The organism is Thalassospira sp. (assembly GCF_040218635.1).
Taxonomy (GTDB): Bacteria; Pseudomonadota; Alphaproteobacteria; order Rhodospirillales; family Thalassospiraceae; genus Thalassospira.
In genome coordinates, this window is sequence record NZ_JAVJRB010000009.1 from 352,449 (window position 1) to 372,228 (window position 19,780).

The following is a 19,780-nucleotide window of genomic DNA, read 5'->3' on the forward strand; positions in this document are numbered from 1 at the left end:
TCACCTCACCAATTAGCCAAACGAATTGGCCAGAAAACGACGCACCAGTTCACGCAGCAACTGAATGGAATCAAGGTCCATGACAAACAGGACATAGCCATCAATGTCATTATGACGCAGCATGAATTGGACATGCAGGATCATAAGAAGCGGTTTCTTGGCATCAGAGGCGGCACTGTCATCGACATCAAGAAGTGATCGGCTTTCGCGTTTACGGAAAGACGGCATGGAACAGTTGATCGGTTCGCCCAGCACGTTGGAGATGCTGCCAAGGCAGGCATTCAAAATGATATTGCCGACCTCCATCAGGGCTTCCTGTTCAAGGTCGGTCAGTGTGTTAAGCGGGACATCAACCTTAAGCAGGCTGCGGACAAGTTCAAGGCTGCGTTCTTCGGGAAAAACCAGCATGGCTTCGCCTTTGAACGGCCCGTCAAAACTCTGGCTAACGGCCGAGACGACTTCGGTCGGGGCCTTGGCAAGGTCGGTGTCGGAAAAATGTTCGACAAAGGTAATGCGTGGAACCGTTAATTCGACCGGTTGTTCAACCATTTCAGAAAGCGACGCCGCGGCCCGCCCGACACCGATATTGATCAGTTCACTAATTGTGTCGTGCTCAAGTTCGGTCAGGTCGATCATCGCGCGGCTTCCTGTGCGGTAATGAAGTCACGAATTTTGTCTTCGGTCGGGGGTTTGGCAAGAAATTCAAGACCAAGGCTTTCGGCCTTCTTTTGAATTTCTAACTGAATGTTGGCGGTTAAAAGCGCGATCACGGCATCGGGAAAACGCGCACGCAGCTTTTTACCCAGTTCAAGGCCATTCATGCCTGGCATGTTGAAGTCCAAAATCAGGTAGTCATAGGTTTTGGCATCGACCATTTCCAATGCTTTGGTAGCATCTTCAGCTTCATCAATTTGCCAATCGGCAAAATTTCCGGAGATGAATGCGCGTACCAAAAGCCGGGCAAACTTGCTGTCATCGACGAGCAGAACGGAACGTTGTTTGGACATAATGTCTTCTCAGATAATCTGTTCTAGGGTGTCGCGGAGCTGCGTCGAAAGAATAGTTTAGATAATTATAGCCTAGTATCGGTCGTTGCGGAAAGCCGCAGGATATGATGAACGATTTCGGCAGGCGGCAGGGGTGTTGCAATCAGGAAACCTTGGGCTTCGTCACAGTCGCTTTCGCGCAGGAAATCCATCTGTTCTGTGGTTTCGACACCTTCGGCGACGACCCGAAGTCCAAGATTGTGACCCATTGCAATGATGGTCCGGGTGATTGCAGCATCGTCGCTGTCAATTGTAACGTCACGGACAAAAGAACGGTCAATTTTGATCGAATTGATCGGTAAGCGCTTCAAATAGGCGAGTGACGAATAGCCGGTACCAAAGTCATCAACCGCAATCTGTAAACCCAAGTGGCGCAATTCATCGAGAATGGCTGCAGATTTCTTGATGTCCTGCATCATCACTGTTTCTGTGATTTCAAGCACAATACGTGCCGCTGGCGTTCCCGTGTCGCTCAGGATGCGTGAAATGGTTTCCGTGATCCGGCCTTCGATAAGCTGGCGGGGGGACAGATTGATGGCAATTGGCAGCGGTGGAATGGACTGTTCATCCCATTGGGCAATCTGACGGCAGACTTCCATGATCACCCATTCGCCGATCTTGCCGATCAGGCCGGTTTCTTCGGCGACGGGAATGAATTGCATCGGGGATATGTAACCACGTCCGGGCTGGTTCCACCGAATAAGGGCCTCAAGCCCGCAAATCCGATTGGTGCGCAGGTCGACTTTGGGTTGGTAATGCAATTCAAATTGATTGTGGATCAGGGCTTCGCGAAGATCGTTTTCGATCACAAGCCGTGCCATCGCACTTTCGTTCATGGTCTTGGTAAAATAGTGATAGGTCCCGCCGCCACTTGATTTTGCACTATACATCGCCGTATCGGCATTGCGCATCAAAGCCGGGAAATCTTTCCCGTCTGACGGATAAAGTGCGATCCCGATCGATGGGGTGACAAACAGTACCCGACCTTTGATGTCAAAGGCAGGTGCCAACGCATCCAGAACAGCCTGTGAAAGAATTGCCGCATCCTGCGTTTCTTTCAGGTCAGGGATAATGATCAGAAATTCGTCTCCGCCCAGACGGCCAACAACTTCCTGACGACCGATTACTTTTTGCAGACGCCCGCCGACAGCTTTCAGCAACAGGTCGCCAACATCGTGGCCGAGACTGTCGTTAATCACCTTGAACCGATCAAGATCAATAAACAGAACCGCCGTCGCGCCGCTGCGCTTGGTTGCATTGTCTTGATGTGACTGAAGCGCTTTTGAGAGGCTTAATTCCAGCATGCTGCGGTTGGGCAGGTTGGTCAGGGCATCATGGTTGGCCATATAGACCAATTGCTCTTCGTAGCGTTTTTGCACCGTGATGTCGTTAAGCACCGCCGTCATTAACGGGGTTGCTGCATCCGGGATCACGCGCAATGCAATCGACACATCAATTTCGGTTTGATCCGCACGGACAAGCGGTAAAGTGATGCGTTTTTCTACGACATCGTTTTGTGATGCGTGGGCGAAAAGTTCTTCAAGGCTGTGCTCGAAAAGGGGGATCGCACGCGGCATGATGAATTCGTGCAAAGTGCGGCCTTGCGGTGTTTCATCGCGCATCAACCCCAAAAGCTGTTTGCTTGCCGCATTATATTCAATAACCCGCCCAGTCGGGGTGATGGTCAAAATGCCATCAGCGACGTTTTGAACAATCGCATTCAGTTGGCTTTCGCGGTCCCGGACCTGTTGTTCGGTCGAACGCAATTTGACCAGTGTCGTTGAAATACGGTCAATCAACCCGCGGGTGGTATGAAGGATCATGCCCAACTCATCCCGGGCATGGTCGTCTGGAATGTCGATGGCTTTGGGGTCGGGGTTTTGTGGGTCGACTTTACGCAGAAGTGCGGAAACACGTAAAAGGGGCTTGGTCAGGGTCGTATAGAAAAACGCGACCAGAACAAATCCAAGCAGAAGGTTGCGTAAAATACCCGATGTCAGAATGCGGGTTGCGCGGTTTAAAAAACCAACAGCGATCAGATCGGTATCGATCTTCACACTGAGATGCCCGACCAGGTCATTTGAACTTCCAGTTTGCAGCGGAACTTCATATTCCTGATTTTCACCAAACATGATTTTGGTCAGAAAAGTACGGTTGGAGCTGCTGGGCTGTTGTGATGTTCGGGCAAGGATATTGTTGAAATTGTCCCGCAAGACAGCTTCATAGACCGGTTCATATTCAAAAAGACCGGAAATCACACGGGCGGCCAACGTTTCATCAAGGCCATAAGCAGCCTGCGTCGCGGATTCGCGCAAAGTTGCCAAAACCTGTTTTACCGTGCGGTCAATCTGGGTTTGTTCTTCGCGTAAATCCCAAGCGATCTGAATGGCACTAAACAGAAGGCCAATCAACAAGGTGATCGCAACCGCAATCCTTGCCTGTTTTACAGACAGGCGGTCACGCCACTTAAGCCGTTGCTGATCAAGGCTTTTATCAGGCACTCGGAACCCCAAAAATCCAATATCCCCAACTTGGTTAAAGCAGACTATGGCTTTGTTTCGCTAAAAGCAATTATCCGAGGCGTCTCAGAACTGGAAAAAGACAAAGAAATCTGTATGGTCTGCGCTGCTTTGGCGCGTTATCGATTGCAATGTCAATGCTGTGACGCTGCATCGCATCAAAAAAGATATACTACGTAAAAAAGTGGGGTTTTATTGGAGTTGCACACAACAGCTGTGCGTGATAACCCAATCCCCAGAGAGAGAACAAGGCCGAAAGCGGGTGCAGCCGCAATCTGGCCCAGCAACCTGTGGAGTTACACCATGACCTATGTGGTGACGGAAAACTGCATCAAGTGTAAGTATCAGGACTGCGTCGAGGTTTGCCCCGTCGATTGCTTCTATGAAGGTGAAAACTTCCTGGTCATTCACCCTGATGAATGCATCGATTGCGGTGTGTGCGAACCGGAATGCCCTGCTGAGGCTATTATTCCCGATACAGAGCCGAATCTGGACAATTGGTTGGAAATCAATCGTAAGTTCGCTGAAACTTGGCCGAATATCACCCGTAAAGGCGATGCGCCAGCCGATGCGGACGAGTGGAATGGTAAAACCGGCAAGACCGAAATGCTGAGTGAAGCACCGGGTGCAGGCGATTAATTGTCGGACTAACCCCCGAGATTTATATGATTTTTAACCCGCTGGGGCTCACCAGCGGGTTAAACGCATGGCTGCATTGAACCGTGATTATTGAAAAAATCTGTGAACCAGTGGCGTGTTGTGTTATTGTAGACAACTCGCGTTAAGGGCTCGACAGGCTCGCTCCGAATTGCCGGATCTCCGTTATATTTAATTCCTGTCTGAAACCGCGACTACGCCAAAAGCTTGGTCGTGTGCAGCTCTTCGCGTCACTGGGTCTATATTGTTACAGTTGAATGACCAGGTCTGAATAGGCCGGAAGGATGCTTGATGTCGGATAAGTTGCCCTTTACTGTTGGCGATTACGTTGTTTACCCCGCGCACGGTGTTGGCTGTGTCGACGGCCTGGAAACCCAGGAAATCGCGGGTCAGGAATTGCGCCTTTATGTAATTACCTTTGAATCCAGCCGCATGACTTTGCGTGTGCCGGTCAACAAGGTGGGCAACTCCGGTCTGCGGAAACTCTCCTCGAAAAAGCAGATGGATTCTGCGCTGATCACCCTTAAAGGTCGCGCACGTGTCAAACGCACCATGTGGTCGCGTCGTGCTCAGGAATATGAAGCAAAAATCAATTCCGGCGATCCTGTTTCGATTGCAGAAGTTGTGCGCGATCTTCATCGCAGCGCCACGCAGCCGGAACAGTCTTTCTCCGAACGTCAGATTTACGAAGCTGCCTTTGAACGTCTTGTTGACGAATTGGCCGCGATCGAAAAAATCGACAAGGACAAAGCATCTGGCAAATTGGAAAAGCTTTTGTACAAAGCTGCCTGATTGACTACGTCAGCTATACAACTATTTATAAAAACCGGCCCACAAGGTATCCTTGGGCCGGTTTTATTTTTGTTTTAGGCAGGTTACAGCGATGAGTGCAGTTCTGGCGCCGATAAAGCCGGCCGAGAGAATCTGGGTTGTCGGCGCGATCAATGGCGATCATGGCGCGTTATGCGCCGTCCATCGAAAGCTTGCCGAACGGATCAAGCCGGGCGACAGGCTTGTCTATCTCGGGAACTATTGGGGGGATGGCACAGGCGAAGATGTCATTGCGACAATCAATGAGCTTCTGCTGTTCCGTCGCTATTTCATCGCGCAAGACGGTATTGATATCTCTGATATCACTTTCCTGCGTGGGGCTGCCGAAGAGATGCTGTCGAAATTACAGCAACTTCAATTCGCACCGAATCCGGGTGAAGTTTTCGACTGGATGCTGACACGCGGGATCGCGGGTACGGCCCGTGCTTATGGTTTTGATCCCGTACATGTGCAATCGACTATGCGTCAGGGTGCACATGCGATTTCACAATGGACGTCGCTTTTTGCCGATGCCTTGCGTCGGCATAGCGGTCATTCGGCCCTTCTCTCTGATCTTAAACATGCCGCCTATTCCACGGATGGTCAGTTGATCTTTGTCCATGCAGGAATGGATGGATCCCGTCCTCTTACTGGCCAGACGGATACGTTTTGGTGGGGTGGTTCGATGTTTGAGGCAATCACAGAGCGATATTACGATTGTGCGCGCATTATTCGCGGGGCTTCGCCGGGGCAAGCCGGGCTGCAGGAGCGCGAATTTACCCTTTCCATCGATGGTGGTGCAGGGCGCGGCGGGAGCCTGATGGCGCTTGGCATTGATGGCAATGGAAAAATCACCGACCAGATCTCCAGCTAACGGATAGCTCCGAGATTTGTGATTGGAATAGAAAGAGGCAGCATGGAAATGCTGCCTCGATGCGTTGTAAAACCGGGTTCAGATATGTGTGCCGATCCTAAATGCAACATGCTTTAGTGGCGAACCACTTTAACCAATGATCCGGTCGCAGGCGCTTCGCCGTCTTTAAGACCATTAATCGTCGCAAAAACCTCTGCCGGCGCGCGGTCGACCTGCATGTCATCAATAAAAGTTTGCAAGCCATATTCCGGGTTCGCGGCCCGGACTTTGATGCGGAGCGGGGTATGGATTTTCTTTTCCTGATTGCTTAGCGGTCGGAAGCTATAGGTCGTGCGACGCAGTGGCAGGTTATAGCTATCAGCTAAGTCCAAGGGGGTTACAAACAAGAACTGATAGGCTGAACTGCCATGTCGAATGACAACAACACGTAAGCGTGCCGGCCCTGAGCTTAAGGAAACGTCAGCACTGCCGGTGGCGGCTTCCTGACCATCAATGTCGATCATTTCGATGTTGCGAAGGGCAATTTTTTTGGAAAACCCGTTTTCGAGATAGCGATCAAGGCGCATGTCTTTTGCAGCAGGGGCACCTTCAAAAATGATCTGGGCACCTTTGTCATCTGATGCGCTAACAGCTGTCGGGTGGTTGGTCATTGTGAAGCCTTCCGGCACTTCAAAGCGGAAATCAAGTGGAACATGGATGAATTCCTGTCCGCGGACATAGCCTTGATCCGGGCCGTCGCCATAAAGAATGCCGTCAATCGCAGTCATATAGCGAACGGTGCCAAGTTCAGGATTTGTCGCCACGGTGACATTGGCACTTTGATGGGCCTGCTCGATACGATCTAGGGTGCGCGGGTGGGTTGCCATGAAGTCAAACTGATCAACATCATCGGCTGAACGACCGGCAAGTATGGCTTGCAGGCGCGAATGCGCGCGCAGTTTTTCAAGGAAGGTTGCCATTGCATCGGGATCATAACCCGCCCGTGTGATGTAACGAACGCCGAGCATATCGGCTTCAAATTCATGTTCGCGGGAAAATGATTTCAAATAGGCACTGGCACCCGTGCCGATCAACTCCCCGGCACCGTTGCCAATTGCGACCGACAGGCCGCCAGCCAGAATTTGGGTCAGAACGCCACGGCTGTAACGCTGGGCGGAATGGCGGGCAACGACATGCCCGATTTCATGGGCAAGCACCCCGGCAAGTTCGGCTTCATTGGTGGCAAGGGCGGCAAGCCCGCGTGTAATATAAACATACCCCCCCGGCAGGGCGAAGGCATTGACGACGGGTGAATCAAGAATGGTGAAGGTGAATTTCTGATCCGGAGTTTCAGAAACCGCGACCAATTTTTCCCCGATTTCCGTGACATAAGCTTGCAGGTCTTTTTCGGTGTAATTCCCGCCAAATTCCTTGACCATTTTCGGGTGTTCCTGTGACCCGATCTGCTTTTCCTCATCCGGCGACATAAAAGCGGTGAAGCTGTCTTCACCGGTCGCGCGGTTGGTCGAGCAACCTGCAAGTGATGCGCTCAGCACGATGGCGGATAAAATAACACTAAGATGCTTTTTGGATCGGAACTTAAGCCAGCTCATAGATGCCTTCCCTCATGTCGCTCTGCCGCGTAAGCTGAAATCATTCACCCGGCGAAACCAAGTGGGAATTGGTAACCCGTGTTCCAAGATCATTCAACATATTCGCACACTCCAATCTGGCCATCGAAATGGGGATATTTTGCGGCCAAGGTTTCTCTATGCTCAATCAAGGGCGTGATTGCATTGGTGTGTTTGCTTGTTTGGGTAATGCCCTTGTCCAAGGCGCAAGCTGGTCTCTGGCAATGTGGACTGGACACAACGGGGATTGCAAAAAACCAGCAAGTAGAAGGGGACGAAGCCCTGATTTTATCAGGCGTGCACGTTCGTGCTCTTGCGGTTGACGAAATCGTTGTGGATGGTTCCATAGATCAAAAACTGCGGCTGGCGGATATCGATTTTCCACCTGAATATGAAGCAGATGTCTTGCGCGAGTTGCAGGCTTTAAGTGAGATGCCTGTCGATATCATCAGGCTCTCAAGCGCGGCGGATTATCTAGGCCGGATACCGGTTGAAATCACAAACCTCAAAACCGGTGATGAAGCTGCTACCCGATCCGGATGGGCGGAACACCTTCTTTCAAAGGGGCTTGCGATCCTGCTGCCTGAAAGTGGGCAGGATATAAGTTCTTTGTTGCGTGCTGAGAATGACGCAATTGAAAATGGTTTGGGGATTTGGGCTGAGCGCACCGCCAAGGGTGCCTATTTCGTTTCAGCTAACGATACGCCACAGGACAAAAATAGATCAAGCAGCCCGCCAAGTGTGAACAATGCAATTGGCAGGTTTGTTGTGGTCGAAGGAACACTTCAAAGCATCGAGCATCAGGAGTGGCGCAGTTATCTTAATTTCGGCTCCGACTGGCGTCGTGATTTCACGATTGCACTTGATAATTCAACACGTCAGGTCTTTGCAGGGGCCGAGATATCGCAAGATCACTTCGTTGAATGGATCGGCCGGAAAATAAAGGTGCGCGGTGTTGTCGAAAACCGTGGTGGACCCTACATCGCATTGCGAAATGCCGATTGGCTTTGTATTGAAATGGATTAGGGGCTTGTCCTTTGTTCCGCAATCGTGAGATTGCTTAGCTTGGCGCTGCCACCAAAACAGCCGCCGCCTGTCATAAGTGCGATAACAAACAAAGAGGTCTCCGCGTGCTGTATCCGGAAATTATGCCCCGTATTACGGGCTGGCTTTCCCGCGAAGATGGTCATGAAATTTACTGGGAAGAAGTCGGAAACCCCGAAGGTATCCCTGTGGTGTTCCTGCATGGTGGGCCCGGCGCCGGGATTTCACCAAACAGCCGCCGGTTCTTTGATCCAGAAAAGTATCGCGTCATTCTGTTGGATCAACGGGGGGCGGGTAAGTCACGGCCATTTGGCAGTTTGGAAAACAATACGACGGATCATTTGATTGGCGATATCGAAGCCTTGCGCGAAGATCGCGGAATTGATCGTTGGGTGGTTTTTGGCGGTTCGTGGGGATCAACATTGGCGTTGGCCTATGGTCAGTCGTGTCCGGATCGTGTTTTGGCCTTTGTCCTAAGGGGCATCTTCTTGGGCAGCGAAGCCGAAATCGCCTGGTTCATGGATGGAATGGGACGTTTCTTCCCGGAAGCCGAACGCAAGTTTCTTGGTGCAGCAGGGTTTGACAAGAACCCCGGCTGGCAAACATTGCTTGATCGCTATTCGGTGATTTTTTCTGGCGCGCAAGGCGAAGACGCGGCGATTGAAGCGGCGCGGGTTTGGTCCGCATATGAAGCAACCTGCTGCACGCTTTTACCAGACGACGGATTGGTTGAAGATTTTGAAAGCGATGAAATCGCGCTGGCCTTGGCGAAGCTCGAACATCACTATTTTGTGCATCGCTGCTTTTTTGAGCCGGGTCAGTTGCTTCAAAATGTCAAAAGAATCGCGCATTTGCCATTGGTCATTGTGCAGGGACGATATGATGTGGTTTGCCCGCCGATCTCGGCATTGGCATTGCATGATGCATGGTCCGGATCAAAGCTGGTGATTGTCGATGATGCCGGCCATGCCGCCAGCGAACCCGGGGTTGTACGTGAACTGGTTCGGGCCGTGGATCAGTTGGAATTAAATTAGATTTAGCAAAATTATACTGCATCGGGCAATGTGTGGTTGAGTTTGCGATCTGCTTGGTTAGTATATCGAACCGATTGATCTATTGGGGACAAGATTGATGAAATTGGCTATGGGGAAACTGCTGTGCGTTTGTGTTTTCTTTGGATTTGTAAACACGGCGGCAGCGCAGGAAATTTTGGGCAATAATAGCGATTCTGGCCTTTTGGAATTCTCGACCGGTATGGTCGATATTACACAAGACGAAGAAGCTGCTGAATTCCGCATTGATTACCGCGCACAACACGCAATGTTCGATGTGACCCGCCCGATTGGTGGCGTCATGGTGACATCTGAAGGTGCTGTTCATGGATATGGCGGCTTGGCCGTTGACGTGCTTTGGGGGGATCATTTCGTCTCAAGTGTTTATACCTCTGTCGGCGCATACCATCAGGGCAATGGCGAAGACCTTGGTCACTGGATCGAATTTCGTTCAGGTCTTGAACTGGGCTTCCGGTTTGATAGCCACGAACGTATCAGCCTTGGTATCGCGCATATTTCCAATGCAAGCATTGGTGATGAAAACCCGGGAACCGAAATTCTATCTTTGACCTATTCATTCCCGATTGATCGCATTTTTGATTAACGGCACTGAAAACTGTCACTACATAAGTTCGATCCAGCAAGCTTTACGGATGGACCTATCATCAGCCCAATGAGAGTTTTGCTCTCATTGGGCTGACGTTTTGAAGGCTGTCTTTCCAGTTTGAAATTGGAAGTGCAGCCGGTTGTTTCGGTGAAGAGAGTGCGGCAGATATCCGCTATATGGTTAAGCTCCCGGATTGATCACTGTCCGATTAGCTGCTAATTGAGGGCTGCTTTCAAAGCAGTGCGCCCGTAGCTCAGCAGGATAGAGCACCAGATTCCTAATCTGGGGGCCACAGGTTCGAATCCTGTCGGGCGCACCATCCTTCCTTTCGATTTCATCCTTTATACAATCTGGTTGTCTTTGGACCATCGGGCGCGAAGCCTGTGGTAATTTGTGTGTCTAAGCACGGCCCGTAACCGGCGTCAGGCAATCTATACTGCTTGAAAACCGGGACGTTTCTTCTCATATCCATAGTAGGTGCGACTGGCGCAAATATGCCGGTTAACGTCGCCATCAAACAGGGCTGGGAGGATACAATGACAAACTGGATCAGACTTCCCAATAGTGAAGGCAATTGTACGGGGCCATCAAAGGCGGAGGACGGTCAAAAAACCTATCAGCGCGAAGTTGGGCGTGCAGGTTTTAAAGGACCTTCTGCGCAAATTTACCATCGCCATCCGCCAGCAGGGTGGGCGGCGTTTGAAGGGCCGCTTCGGCCACGCGCCTTTGATCTGGCAAAGCTTGCCCCCGGGCCGGCATGCCCGCTGCAAGCACGGCGCGTTCTCTATAGCGACTCACTTGAAGTACGTTATTGGAAAACCGAAGATAAAATGCATGCGTTATCGCGCAATGCCGATGGCGATACCTTGCTTTTCGTTCATCACGGAGACGGGGCACTGTTTTGCGACTATGGGCATTTGTCCTATCGTGACGGTGATTACATTCTGTTGCCGCGTGGAACCGCTTGGCGTGTCGAGCCTTCCAGTTACAGCGAATTCATGATGATAGAGGCGACTGCGGATGCCTTTGGTCTTCCGGATCCCGGTTCGGTTCCGGGGGGTACGGCGGTTGATCCGATGTTGTTCACACTGCCTCAGATTGATGATGCCTTTCGGGCACAGCAAGATGATGCATTTTGGGAAATACACATTAAACGCAGAGGTCAGGTCTCGACATTAACCTATCCCTACAACCCGTTGGACGCGGTGGGTTGGGAAGGGGATCTATGCGTGGTGAAACTAAACTGGCGGGATTTGGCACATCGCCGTTCGGCAGGTCAAAAGGTGCCGCCAGCAGCGCACTGTACCTTTGTTGCCAATACGTTTTCAGTCAGCACCTTCATCCCGAAAGTCGGTGAAGGTGAATCCGGGATTTTGCGCGTACCGTTCTATCATTCCAACGAAGATCTCGACGAATTCATCTTCTATCATCGCGGTGAATTCTTTAGCCGCGGCGATATCAAGGCCGGTATGGCGACATTCCATCCAAGCGGTTTTCCACATGGACCCCATCCAAGTTCGTATCAGGAAAAAATGATCAAGGCGCCGGTCGAGACCGATGAGGTCGCGGTTATGATCGACAGTCGGGCATTTTTAAGTATCGATGAGACAATTCCAGATGGCGCAGAATGGAAGGGATATGTCAAAACATGGGAAAAAGCGCAGGAAACCTTATAAATGCTTGATTGGGTCGGTCAGGGAATGGCATCTTGCCCGAAAGGTCGTTAATTGCGATTCAGGGCAAGATCGTTAATGTTATTGTCAACTTGTCGGGTTAACTTATGTTGTGCCAATGAGTCTGGCCTTAAAGAACTCAAGGTAATTTAGTATATCTTTCAAGAGAACGCTGTTGTGGTGCCGCGATCGGGATCAGATGGCATAAGAACAATATAGCCGGTACAGGTTGACCAAAGCCCATAATGACCAAGCAGAAGATCGTAAAAGCCGTCAGTCACAAAACTCCTGAGCCGAACCAGGCACCAGAAGACCCTTTGGCATGTTTGCCGCAAACATTTCTGTCACGTGGGGTCAGAACGCCGTTCACGACGAAGAGTTTGCGTTTTGCAAGGGTTGCTGTCGGTAAGAGTGGCCGTTCAATTGTGACCCTCCCCGGTCTTTCCGGGGGGCTTGGGACCTATGAATTACCACTTGATACATTGCGCGACGTGTTTGATCTTTCGGTCCATGACCGGATGTTGTTTGACCGTCTGTTGGAGCTCGAAGTTCTTCGTCCTAACACCGTTCTTGAACAAGCGCGCGCTGTTGCGATCACCGGGGTTGGCGGGATCGAAATTGCCCGAACCGGTATTCAACGCAGCAAGGATGAAAAGGCCGCAGGTGAACTTGGTCAGTTGGCTATTTTGCATCAGGCCTTGCGTCAACTTGGTGGCGCTGCAGTTCAGGATATGAAGCGCGAAGAATTGTTGACGATGGAAGGCCAGATACGCGCAAGAAAAGCGCTGAACCGCTTTGCATCGGAACACAAAGTTGCCAATGACACGATTATCGATAGTCTGGGCGAATGGAGCAAAATGTCTGCTCCGGTTGGCCTAAAGCTTGATGGCTGTCAGGGTGCACTACGCGTATTGGCCGACGGACTTCGCAAATTTGCCGGTGATGTCGAAGAATGGTCAAATTCCGAGCAACCTGATTTCCGGTTTATGGCCGGGCGTATCGTTAGTGCAACCAGAGCAACTTACGATCACGCGATGAAACGGATTGCAGAGGTCGATGGTTGGAATGATGGGTTGGGCAAGGTTCTGACCGATTGGGAACTGGCCAAACAGGATATTGCCAAAAAGATTGATTACCTGTGGTGGTTGCTTGATGGCTGGCAGGAATTGATAGATCTGTGGCATAAACGACCGATCACAGACCGGGCCAAGCAGCGCGAGATTGTAGAGGAAATCGCAAGTTTTGCGCCAGTTCTTCCGGTCGAAGAAATCTTGACCACAGAACAGCAATTCTGGGTCGATATCCGCGTAAACCAGATGCTTTGGGCAGGTGAATTGCGTAAGTTGGGCAGTGGGGAAATTGATGCGGATATGGTGGATCGTCTCGAACGCTTCAGGAGACAGTCTGCATGAAGATTGAAGACGCCGGCAACCTTGGGGCCTCGCAACTTGGACAGTTGTTTGAGTCGCTAAGCGGAACTGAAATTGCACGTTTCACACGCGCAATCGAAAGTGACCGTGCCGATCCTAAACTTCCGCTTCCGCATGAGGCTATCCTTCAGATTCTGCGTCCGCGATTGGCATCCCTTAAGCCGGAACGCTATCCGACACCAATGCGTCAGTTTTGCGATCCGTTTGAAGATCTTCTGACGTCCGCCGAACCGAACGATAAAAGCATGCGGATCAGCCGCGCGTCCTTGGTTCCGATATGGAAGGTCGTGACGGGGGCTGGTGGAGCTGAATTTCAAAGCGCGATGAAGGGCATCGAAAAGGCCGCTGCATCGCGGGATGTTTCAAAGCTTGCTGCCGCGGAAAACGTGCTGTGGAAACTTGGTGCGCGGATCATTGAATCTGAAATTGAAAAATCCAAAACCGGGATTAAGGACGAGCGCGGACTTGCAACCCGATTGGGATCGCGTGTCCATCTCAAGGCATTTGCCGATATTGGCAAAATCCTGAATGTCGGTGCCGAGATTTCAGAAGTCCGCAATCGTTTCCCATCGGCCCCGATCCGGGCGCTGGATCCGAATGACGTGTCTTGGCTGCGCGATCGGTTTGTCTCGATTTCCGAGGCAAAGCCTGGGTTGGAGCCAATGTTCCTTCTGGCGGTTTTAGCGCGTCTTCTTCGACCGAGTGAGCTGTTTAAACTCATTCGTGTCCTGTCCAACAAGGCCGATGATCGGACGATCGAAAAGACCAATCTTGCGGAAACAGGCGACTTGATCATTGACCTGTTGGCTGAAACCGTCACCGAGATCGAACAGGGTGTCGGAACCGGCAAGGATGAAGCTCATATCCTGTCACTTGCCCGTTGGTATGCGTCTGAATTCACGCGGATTACCCGTGAATTTAAAATCCGCAAGGACGGTCGTTGGGGCGAAAAGCTTCTCGAAACCCGTCGTCGTGTATCCCGGGCCTTGGCCGATACCATGTTTGGGGCAACGCCAGAACGTGTGATTGATGCCTTGCCGAAACTTGCCGTGACCCAAGGCCCTGGATCAGGTGCCAAAGGAATGGCGCGACCGATATTCGCGCAGGATTTTGATGACGAAAAAGTTCTCGCAGCCGAGAAATCCGCCGAAGCAATTGCTGAAACAGCCCGCATTTCAGATGTGCTTGCCGCACAAAGTTCCGCTGCCAAGGCCGTTGTCGAGCTGAAGAAAAAGCTTAATCAGATTGGCCGTACGGGCGTTGATGGCATGGGGCGTTTAACGCCCGAAGAAGTGCCAAATGCCCAGCGTAATCTGATGGCAACAGTGCGCTTGCTTGAGATCGTCGATGGCCCGGAAGATGCCGATGTTTTGCGCCGCCGCGGAATGTCCGCCTTGCGTGCGCTTGAAGGTCAAAAGGCGCGCTGATTTCGGTCGGCGTGTCGTGATTTGCAAATTTCTGTGTTTACCAAACGGCTCAGGTTTTGTCGGTCGGTGCTTTTGAAGCCAACTGTGCCGCTGTGTCGAGTTGATCAAGCCAGTTCATAAAGGCACGAATTTTGGGCAACCGCGCCCGGCCCGTTGGGCAGCATGCATAATAGTGAAACGGGCTTGCCTTTGGCGGGCCAAACGGGGCGCTAATCCGGCCTGATTTCAATTCGTCTTCAATGGCAAAAGTGGGTAGAAGCGCAACGCCAAGACCGGCAGCTGCGGCCTGCATCGCCATGGTGAAATGTTCAAATTTCGGCCCGTTTTCCCCATCAATGTCCTTTAACCCGCTGGCATTCAGCCAATCTGCCCAGCCGCGTGGACGGGTAGTAATATGCAAAAGCGGGAAATGTCGTAGATCATCTGCGGTTGGCGCACGGTCCATATGGGCGATGAGTTGCGGGCCGCATATCGGAACCATTTCTTCGCCATGCAGGATATGAGCTTCCAGACCCGACCAGTGGCCTTCACCAAACAGAACCGCAATATCAATCTGTTCGCGGTCGAAATCGGGCATGCCGATCCGCGAGATGAAATTGATCGCAATTTCGGGGTGCTTGTTGCGGAAATTCGGCAATAACGGAATAAGGCACCGTGAACCAAAGGTTGGCGGTGCCGCAACGGTTAAAACGCCACTTTCTGACCCGCCAGATAGCAATGTAAGCGTCGCACTTTCAAGCTGATCCAATGCCGGGCGAATGGATTGCAGATAACTTTCGCCTTCAAGGGTCAGAACAAGACGCTGCTTTTCACGGTTAAACAGTTTGCAGCCGAGCCATGTTTCAAGCCCCTGAATTTGCCGGCTGACCGCACTTTGCGTAAGATAAAGTTCTTCAGCCGCACGTGATGCGCTGCCAAATCGGGCGGTCTGTTCGAAACAACTTAAGGCCTTCAGGCTGGGAATGCGGCGGCTCAATGGGCGGTCCTGATGTTGATGCGGGACATAGTTTATGAGTTTTTCGCATAAACTATGTCGCTTTTATCATTTGCAACTTTGTCTGCCAATTCCTAGCTTAACAGCATAAGCAAATAAGCTTTCAGGGGCAGTGCCGTCTCGCCCTTCTATGGCGCTGTCCCTGTTTTCTGTACAAAAATTCATAAAAGGATCAGGCATATGGCCAGCCGCGCACCGTTTCACTGGGAAGATCCGCTCCTGCTTGAAGATCAGTTGAGCGAAGAGGAACGCATGATCCGCGATGCGGCCCGTGCATATTGTCAGGAAAACCTGCAGACCCGTGTTCTAGAAGCCAACCGTCATGAGATTTTCCATCGCGAAATCATGACCGAGATGGGCGAACTTGGTCTGCTTGGCCCGACGATTCCCGAAGAATACGGCGGACCGGGTGTTAACCATGTTGCATACGGTCTGGTTGCCCGTGAAGTTGAACGCGTTGATTCCGGTTATCGTTCGGCGATGTCGGTGCAAAGCTCGCTTGTGATGCATCCGATCTTTGCCTATGGCAGCGAAGAACAGCGCAAAAAGTATCTTCCGAAACTCGCGACTGGTGAATGGGTTGGCTGTTTTGGCCTGACCGAACCTGATCACGGGTCCGATCCCGGGAGCATGATCACACGTGCACGCAAAACCGATGGCGGTTTTACCGTTTCGGGTGCAAAAATGTGGATCACCAACAGCCCGATTGCAGACGTATTCGTCGTCTGGGCCAAAGATGACGAAGGCGTCATTCGCGGCTTCATCCTTGAAAAAGGCATGAAGGGTTTGTCGGCACCAAAGATCGAAGGCAAGTTTTCACTGCGTGCCTCCATCACCGGCGAAATCGTGATGGAGAATGTCTTTGTCCCGGCTGAAAACATGCTGCCGAATGCCAAGGGTCTTGGCGGTCCGTTTGGTTGTTTGAACAAGGCACGTTACGGTATTGCTTGGGGTGCTATTGGTGCGGCTGAATTCTGCTGGCATGCGGCACGTCAATATACCCTTGATCGCAAACAGTTTGGTCGTCCGTTGGCCGCCAATCAGCTGGTTCAGTTGAAACTGGCAAACATGCAGACCGAAATCACCCTGGGCCTGCAAGGTGCTCTGCAGCTTGGTCGGATGCTTGATGCCGGGACGGCTGCGCCTGAAGCGATTTCACTGATGAAGCGTAACAATTGTGGCAAGGCACTTGATATTGCCCGTGTTGCCCGTGACATGCATGGCGGAAACGGTATTTCCGATGAATTCCATGTCATCCGTCATGCCATGAACCTTGAAGCGGTCAATACCTACGAAGGTACGCATGACGTTCATGCCCTGATCCTTGGTCGGGCACAGACCGGTCTGCAGGCCTTCACCACAGAAGGCTGATCATGTTTTCACCGGGCGGCAGCAGCAATGCTGCCGCCCGGTTTGATTCGAGGGTCAGGACCCTAGAGTGTTTCCATAGTCGATTTTTCAAGGTGATCAGATGGCTGGCGCGTTATCGGGGCTTCGTGTTCTTGACCTTTCACGTGTGTTGGCAGGGCCGTGGGCCAGTCAGACCCTTGCCGACATGGGGGCCGAAGTTATCAAGATCGAACGTCCCGGGGCCGGTGACGATACCCGTGGATGGGGCCCTCCTTATGCCCGTGATGCTGCCGGAAATGACACCAGCGAAGCGGCATATTATCTGGCAGCCAATCGCGGTAAAAAATCGCTGACCATTGATGTCACCAAGCCCGAAGGGCAGGACGTCGTGCGCCAACTGGTTGCACATTGCGATATCGTGCTTGAAAACTTCAAGGTTGGCGGTCTTGCCAAATATGGTCTGGATTACGCATCGCTTTCATCGATCAATCCAAAGATCGTTTATTGTTCGATCACGGGATTTGGCCAGGACGGCCCGTATAAGGATCGGCCGGGTTATGATTTCATGATCCAGGCGATGGGCGGATTGATGAGTATCACCGGTGCACCCGATCAGGAACCCGGCGGTCAACCGATGAAGGTGGGTGTTGCGGTGGCCGACATCTTTACCGGGCTTTACGCGACGGTCGGCATTCTAGCAGCCCTTCGCCATCGCGATGCAACCGGCGAAGGTCAGTATATTGATCTGGCCTTGCTTGATGTGCAGACCGCAATCCTTGCCAATCAGGCGATGAATTTTTTGACCACGGGCAAGGCACCTGGGCGGCTGGGCAATGCGCATCCCAATATCGTACCGTATGAAGCCTTCCCGACGGCGGATGGCTACATCATCCTTGCGGTTGGCAATGACAGCCAGTTCAAAAGTTTCTGTGCGACTGCGGGCATCGGTCATTTGTCAGATGATGAACGCTATGCCACCAATCGGTCACGGGTTGCCCATCGTGAAACACTGGTGCCCCTGATCCGTCAGGCCATGGTGATGAAATCGACCGATGACTGGATTGCGGTTCTTGAAACGGCCAATGTGCCCTGTGGGCCGATCAATACCCTTGATCGGGTGTTTGATAACCCGCAGGTCAAACATCGTGACACGGTGCGCTTTCTTGATCACCCGACCGCGGGCAAAGTGCCAACGGTTGCCAATCCGATCAAGTTTTCCAAAACGCCAATCATGGGTGAAACAGCCCCGCCAATGTTGGGACAGCACAGCGACGAAATCCTGCGCAAGGTTGCTGATCTAAATGATGAACAGATTGAAAAACTTCGAATTGCAGGCATTATTTGATAGCCTGTCGGGATCAAAAGGACTCCGTATAAACAGGCTTATCTAGATCGCATAAGGAATAACAGGGTCTTTTTGCGGCGCACAATATTTTAACAAGGCCCGGTTCAGCGCAAACAAAAGCATTTTGAATCAGGTTCGTGCGTGGATGCTGCGGAACTTCTGTGAATTCACGTTATTTTGCGCAAGGTGAATTGCAACTATCTGAATATTTTATATCCTTTTAGAAAATACAAATCGGGGATGTGCATGTCAGACGTTGTAATTTCTGCTCAGTCGGTTGGTAAAACCTTTGGCGCGGGGGCCGATAAGGTCACGGCCCTTGATGGCGTATCGGTTGATATCTTCCAGAACGAGTTTTTCACGATGCTTGGCCCGTCAGGCTGCGGCAAGACAACGTTGCTCCGCCTGATCGGTGGGTTCGAGCAGGCAAGTTTCGGCAAAATCTTGCTCGAAGGGCAGGCGCTAAATGACCTTCCGCCGTTCAAGCGCCCGATCAACACGGTGTTTCAGTCTTATGCACTTTTCCCGCATCTGACCGTGCGACAGAACATTACCTTCGGGCTTGAAATGAAGTCTGTATCGCGCAGTGATGCCAATGCGCGGGCCGATGAGATGTTGGAACTTGTGCAACTGGCCGACTATGGTGATCGCGTGCCAAGCCAGCTTTCCGGCGGGCAACAACAGCGTATTGCCCTTGCGCGTGCCCTTGCGCCGGCCCCCAAGGTCTTGCTGCTTGATGAACCTTTATCGGCACTTGACCTTAAACTGCGCAAGGAAATGCAGGTCGAACTTAAACGCCTGCAGACCGAAACCGGCATTACCTTTGTGTTTGTCACCCATGATCAGGAAGAAGCCCTTGCGATGTCTGACCGGATTGCAGTGATGCAATCAGGTAAAATATTGCAGGTTGGCGCCCCGCGCGAGATTTACGAACACCCTACCCACCGGTTTGTCGCCGACTTCATTGGCGACAGTAACTTTTTGATCGGCGATCTGGTTGATGGCCCCAATGGGGGGCGTGCGATCAGCTTTGGCGAAGGACGCATGATCGATTTTACGCAGGAAGTCGCATCCACCAAATCAACGGATGTAACCGTTTCGATCCGCCCGGAACGGCTTGATATTGTTGGTGCTGATGCGCAAGAGGCAAACCAGCTTGCCGGGACGGTAACGTCTGTAACCTATTTTGGAACCGACACCACCTATCGTGTTGATCTGGATGGGCAGGCGCCGGTAACCGTGCGCATGCAAAATGGTGACGGTGCAATTGCGCAGTTTGGCCAGGGGGACCGGGTCGGGGTTGTTGTGCCATCTGACGCAATTCGGGTTCTGGTGGATTGAT

At 51.7% G+C, this 19,780-nt stretch carries 17 protein-coding genes and 1 tRNA gene; 13 read left to right on the forward strand and 5 right to left on the reverse strand.

Features of this window, described 5'->3' with window-relative positions; all coding sequences use genetic code 11:
- Positions 1 to 12: 12 nt before the first annotated feature.
- The 3 genes from RIC05_RS09410 to RIC05_RS09420 form a co-directional block, all read right to left on the reverse strand.
- Positions 13 to 636 carry a chemotaxis protein CheC gene (locus tag RIC05_RS09410; protein ID WP_350044290.1) on the reverse strand — a complete coding sequence of 208 codons (624 nt, stop codon included), beginning with the start codon at positions 634 to 636 and terminating at the stop codon, positions 13 to 15.
- Positions 633 to 1,007 carry a response regulator transcription factor gene (locus tag RIC05_RS09415; protein WP_350046866.1) on the reverse strand — a complete coding sequence of 125 codons (375 nt, stop codon included), beginning with the start codon at positions 1,005 to 1,007 and terminating at the stop codon, positions 633 to 635. Before RIC05_RS09415 ends, RIC05_RS09410 begins: the two co-directional genes overlap by 4 nt.
- Before the next feature lie 65 nt (positions 1,008 to 1,072).
- The gene (locus RIC05_RS09420; protein ID WP_350046867.1) at positions 1,073 to 3,547 is read right to left on the reverse strand and encodes an EAL domain-containing protein; all 2,475 of its coding nucleotides are present in this window, start codon (positions 3,545 to 3,547) and stop codon (positions 1,073 to 1,075) included.
- Positions 3,548 to 3,868: 321 nt separating this feature from the next.
- Here RIC05_RS09420 and fdxA point away from each other — a divergent pair, with 321 nt between their 5' ends.
- From fdxA to RIC05_RS09435, 3 genes are all read left to right on the forward strand, one after another.
- On the forward strand, positions 3,869 to 4,204 hold the full coding sequence (gene fdxA, locus RIC05_RS09425; protein WP_350044293.1) for a ferredoxin FdxA: 336 nt from the start codon (positions 3,869 to 3,871) through the stop codon (positions 4,202 to 4,204).
- A 309-nt stretch (positions 4,205 to 4,513) separates the two neighbouring features.
- On the forward strand, positions 4,514 to 5,014 hold the full coding sequence (locus tag RIC05_RS09430) for a CarD family transcriptional regulator (protein ID WP_022731066.1): 501 nt from the start codon (positions 4,514 to 4,516) through the stop codon (positions 5,012 to 5,014).
- Between the two features lie 91 nt (positions 5,015 to 5,105).
- Positions 5,106 to 5,906 (forward strand): hypothetical protein, encoded by an 801-nt coding sequence (locus tag RIC05_RS09435; RefSeq protein ID WP_350046868.1) that lies wholly within the window; start codon positions 5,106 to 5,108, stop codon positions 5,904 to 5,906.
- A 113-nt stretch (positions 5,907 to 6,019) separates the two neighbouring features.
- Here RIC05_RS09435 and RIC05_RS09440 read toward each other — a convergent pair whose 3' ends face one another.
- The gene (locus RIC05_RS09440) at positions 6,020 to 7,498 is read right to left on the reverse strand and encodes a M48 family metalloprotease (RefSeq protein ID WP_350046869.1); all 1,479 of its coding nucleotides are present in this window, start codon (positions 7,496 to 7,498) and stop codon (positions 6,020 to 6,022) included.
- Between the two features lie 78 nt (positions 7,499 to 7,576).
- On the opposite strand from RIC05_RS09440, the gene RIC05_RS09445 reads away from it, so the two are divergent.
- The 7 genes from RIC05_RS09445 (at position 7,577) to RIC05_RS09475 (ending at position 14,749) form a co-directional block, all read left to right on the forward strand.
- A complete protein-coding gene (locus RIC05_RS09445; RefSeq protein WP_350046870.1) occupies positions 7,577 to 8,542 on the forward strand; it encodes a hypothetical protein in 966 nt (321 codons plus the stop codon).
- A gap of 122 nt (positions 8,543 to 8,664) precedes the next feature.
- Entirely contained in the window at positions 8,665 to 9,594 is a 930-nt protein-coding gene (pip, locus tag RIC05_RS09450; RefSeq protein WP_350046871.1) for a prolyl aminopeptidase, read from the forward strand.
- 97 nt (positions 9,595 to 9,691) lie between these two features.
- Positions 9,692 to 10,216 (forward strand): acyloxyacyl hydrolase, encoded by a 525-nt coding sequence (locus tag RIC05_RS09455; protein ID WP_350044298.1) that lies wholly within the window; start codon positions 9,692 to 9,694, stop codon positions 10,214 to 10,216.
- Between the two features lie 245 nt (positions 10,217 to 10,461).
- A tRNA-Arg gene (locus RIC05_RS09460) sits at positions 10,462 to 10,538 on the forward strand.
- Positions 10,539 to 10,755: 217 nt separating this feature from the next.
- Entirely contained in the window at positions 10,756 to 11,895 is a 1,140-nt protein-coding gene (locus tag RIC05_RS09465) for a homogentisate 1,2-dioxygenase (RefSeq protein WP_350046872.1), read from the forward strand.
- Between the two features lie 422 nt (positions 11,896 to 12,317).
- Positions 12,318 to 13,304 carry a hypothetical protein gene (locus RIC05_RS09470; protein ID WP_350044300.1) on the forward strand — a complete coding sequence of 329 codons (987 nt, stop codon included), beginning with the start codon at positions 12,318 to 12,320 and terminating at the stop codon, positions 13,302 to 13,304.
- Positions 13,301 to 14,749 carry a hypothetical protein gene (locus tag RIC05_RS09475; RefSeq protein ID WP_350044301.1) on the forward strand — a complete coding sequence of 483 codons (1,449 nt, stop codon included), beginning with the start codon at positions 13,301 to 13,303 and terminating at the stop codon, positions 14,747 to 14,749. Before RIC05_RS09470 ends, RIC05_RS09475 begins: the two co-directional genes overlap by 4 nt.
- Before the next feature lie 49 nt (positions 14,750 to 14,798).
- Here the strand turns inward: RIC05_RS09475 and gcvA are convergent, their stop codons facing one another.
- Positions 14,799 to 15,725, reverse strand: coding sequence for a transcriptional regulator GcvA (gene gcvA, locus RIC05_RS09480; RefSeq protein ID WP_350046873.1), 927 nt, complete (start codon positions 15,723 to 15,725; stop codon positions 14,799 to 14,801).
- Positions 15,726 to 15,923: 198 nt separating this feature from the next.
- Between gcvA and RIC05_RS09485 the strand changes: the two genes are divergently transcribed.
- The 3 genes from RIC05_RS09485 to RIC05_RS09495 all read left to right on the forward strand — a co-directional run bounded on the left by RIC05_RS09485 (position 15,924) and on the right by RIC05_RS09495 (position 19,779).
- Positions 15,924 to 17,114: an acyl-CoA dehydrogenase gene (locus RIC05_RS09485; RefSeq protein ID WP_350046874.1), complete on the forward strand. Its 1,191-nt coding sequence runs from the start codon at positions 15,924 to 15,926 to the stop codon at positions 17,112 to 17,114.
- 100 nt (positions 17,115 to 17,214) lie between these two features.
- Positions 17,215 to 18,438 (forward strand): CaiB/BaiF CoA transferase family protein, encoded by a 1,224-nt coding sequence (locus RIC05_RS09490; RefSeq protein ID WP_350046875.1) that lies wholly within the window; start codon positions 17,215 to 17,217, stop codon positions 18,436 to 18,438.
- Between the two features lie 246 nt (positions 18,439 to 18,684).
- Complete coding sequence (locus RIC05_RS09495; protein WP_350046876.1) at positions 18,685 to 19,779, forward strand: ABC transporter ATP-binding protein; 1,095 nt, start codon at positions 18,685 to 18,687, stop codon at positions 19,777 to 19,779.
- Position 19,780 lies beyond the last annotated feature (1 nt).

Excerpts from the sequence above, each read along its gene's own strand:
- RIC05_RS09410 (WP_350044290.1), bottom strand. The coding sequence starts at position 636 with ATGATCGACCTGACCGAACTTGAGCACGACACAATTAGTGAACTGATC.
- RIC05_RS09415 (WP_350046866.1), bottom strand. The coding sequence starts at position 1,007 with ATGTCCAAACAACGTTCCGTTCTGCTCGTCGATGACAGCAAGTTTGCC.
- fdxA (WP_350044293.1), top strand. The coding sequence starts at position 3,869 with ATGACCTATGTGGTGACGGAAAACTGCATCAAGTGTAAGTATCAGGAC.
- RIC05_RS09430 (WP_022731066.1), top strand. The coding sequence starts at position 4,514 with ATGTCGGATAAGTTGCCCTTTACTGTTGGCGATTACGTTGTTTACCCC.
- RIC05_RS09435 (WP_350046868.1), top strand. The coding sequence starts at position 5,106 with ATGAGTGCAGTTCTGGCGCCGATAAAGCCGGCCGAGAGAATCTGGGTT.
- RIC05_RS09440 (WP_350046869.1), bottom strand. The coding sequence starts at position 7,498 with ATGAGCTGGCTTAAGTTCCGATCCAAAAAGCATCTTAGTGTTATTTTA.
- pip (WP_350046871.1), top strand. The coding sequence starts at position 8,665 with ATGCCCCGTATTACGGGCTGGCTTTCCCGCGAAGATGGTCATGAAATT.
- RIC05_RS09455 (WP_350044298.1), top strand. The coding sequence starts at position 9,692 with ATGAAATTGGCTATGGGGAAACTGCTGTGCGTTTGTGTTTTCTTTGGA.
- RIC05_RS09465 (WP_350046872.1), top strand. The coding sequence starts at position 10,756 with ATGACAAACTGGATCAGACTTCCCAATAGTGAAGGCAATTGTACGGGG.
- RIC05_RS09475 (WP_350044301.1), top strand. The coding sequence starts at position 13,301 with ATGAAGATTGAAGACGCCGGCAACCTTGGGGCCTCGCAACTTGGACAG.
- RIC05_RS09485 (WP_350046874.1), top strand. The coding sequence starts at position 15,924 with ATGGCCAGCCGCGCACCGTTTCACTGGGAAGATCCGCTCCTGCTTGAA.
- RIC05_RS09490 (WP_350046875.1), top strand. The coding sequence starts at position 17,215 with ATGGCTGGCGCGTTATCGGGGCTTCGTGTTCTTGACCTTTCACGTGTG.
- RIC05_RS09495 (WP_350046876.1), top strand. The coding sequence starts at position 18,685 with ATGTCAGACGTTGTAATTTCTGCTCAGTCGGTTGGTAAAACCTTTGGC.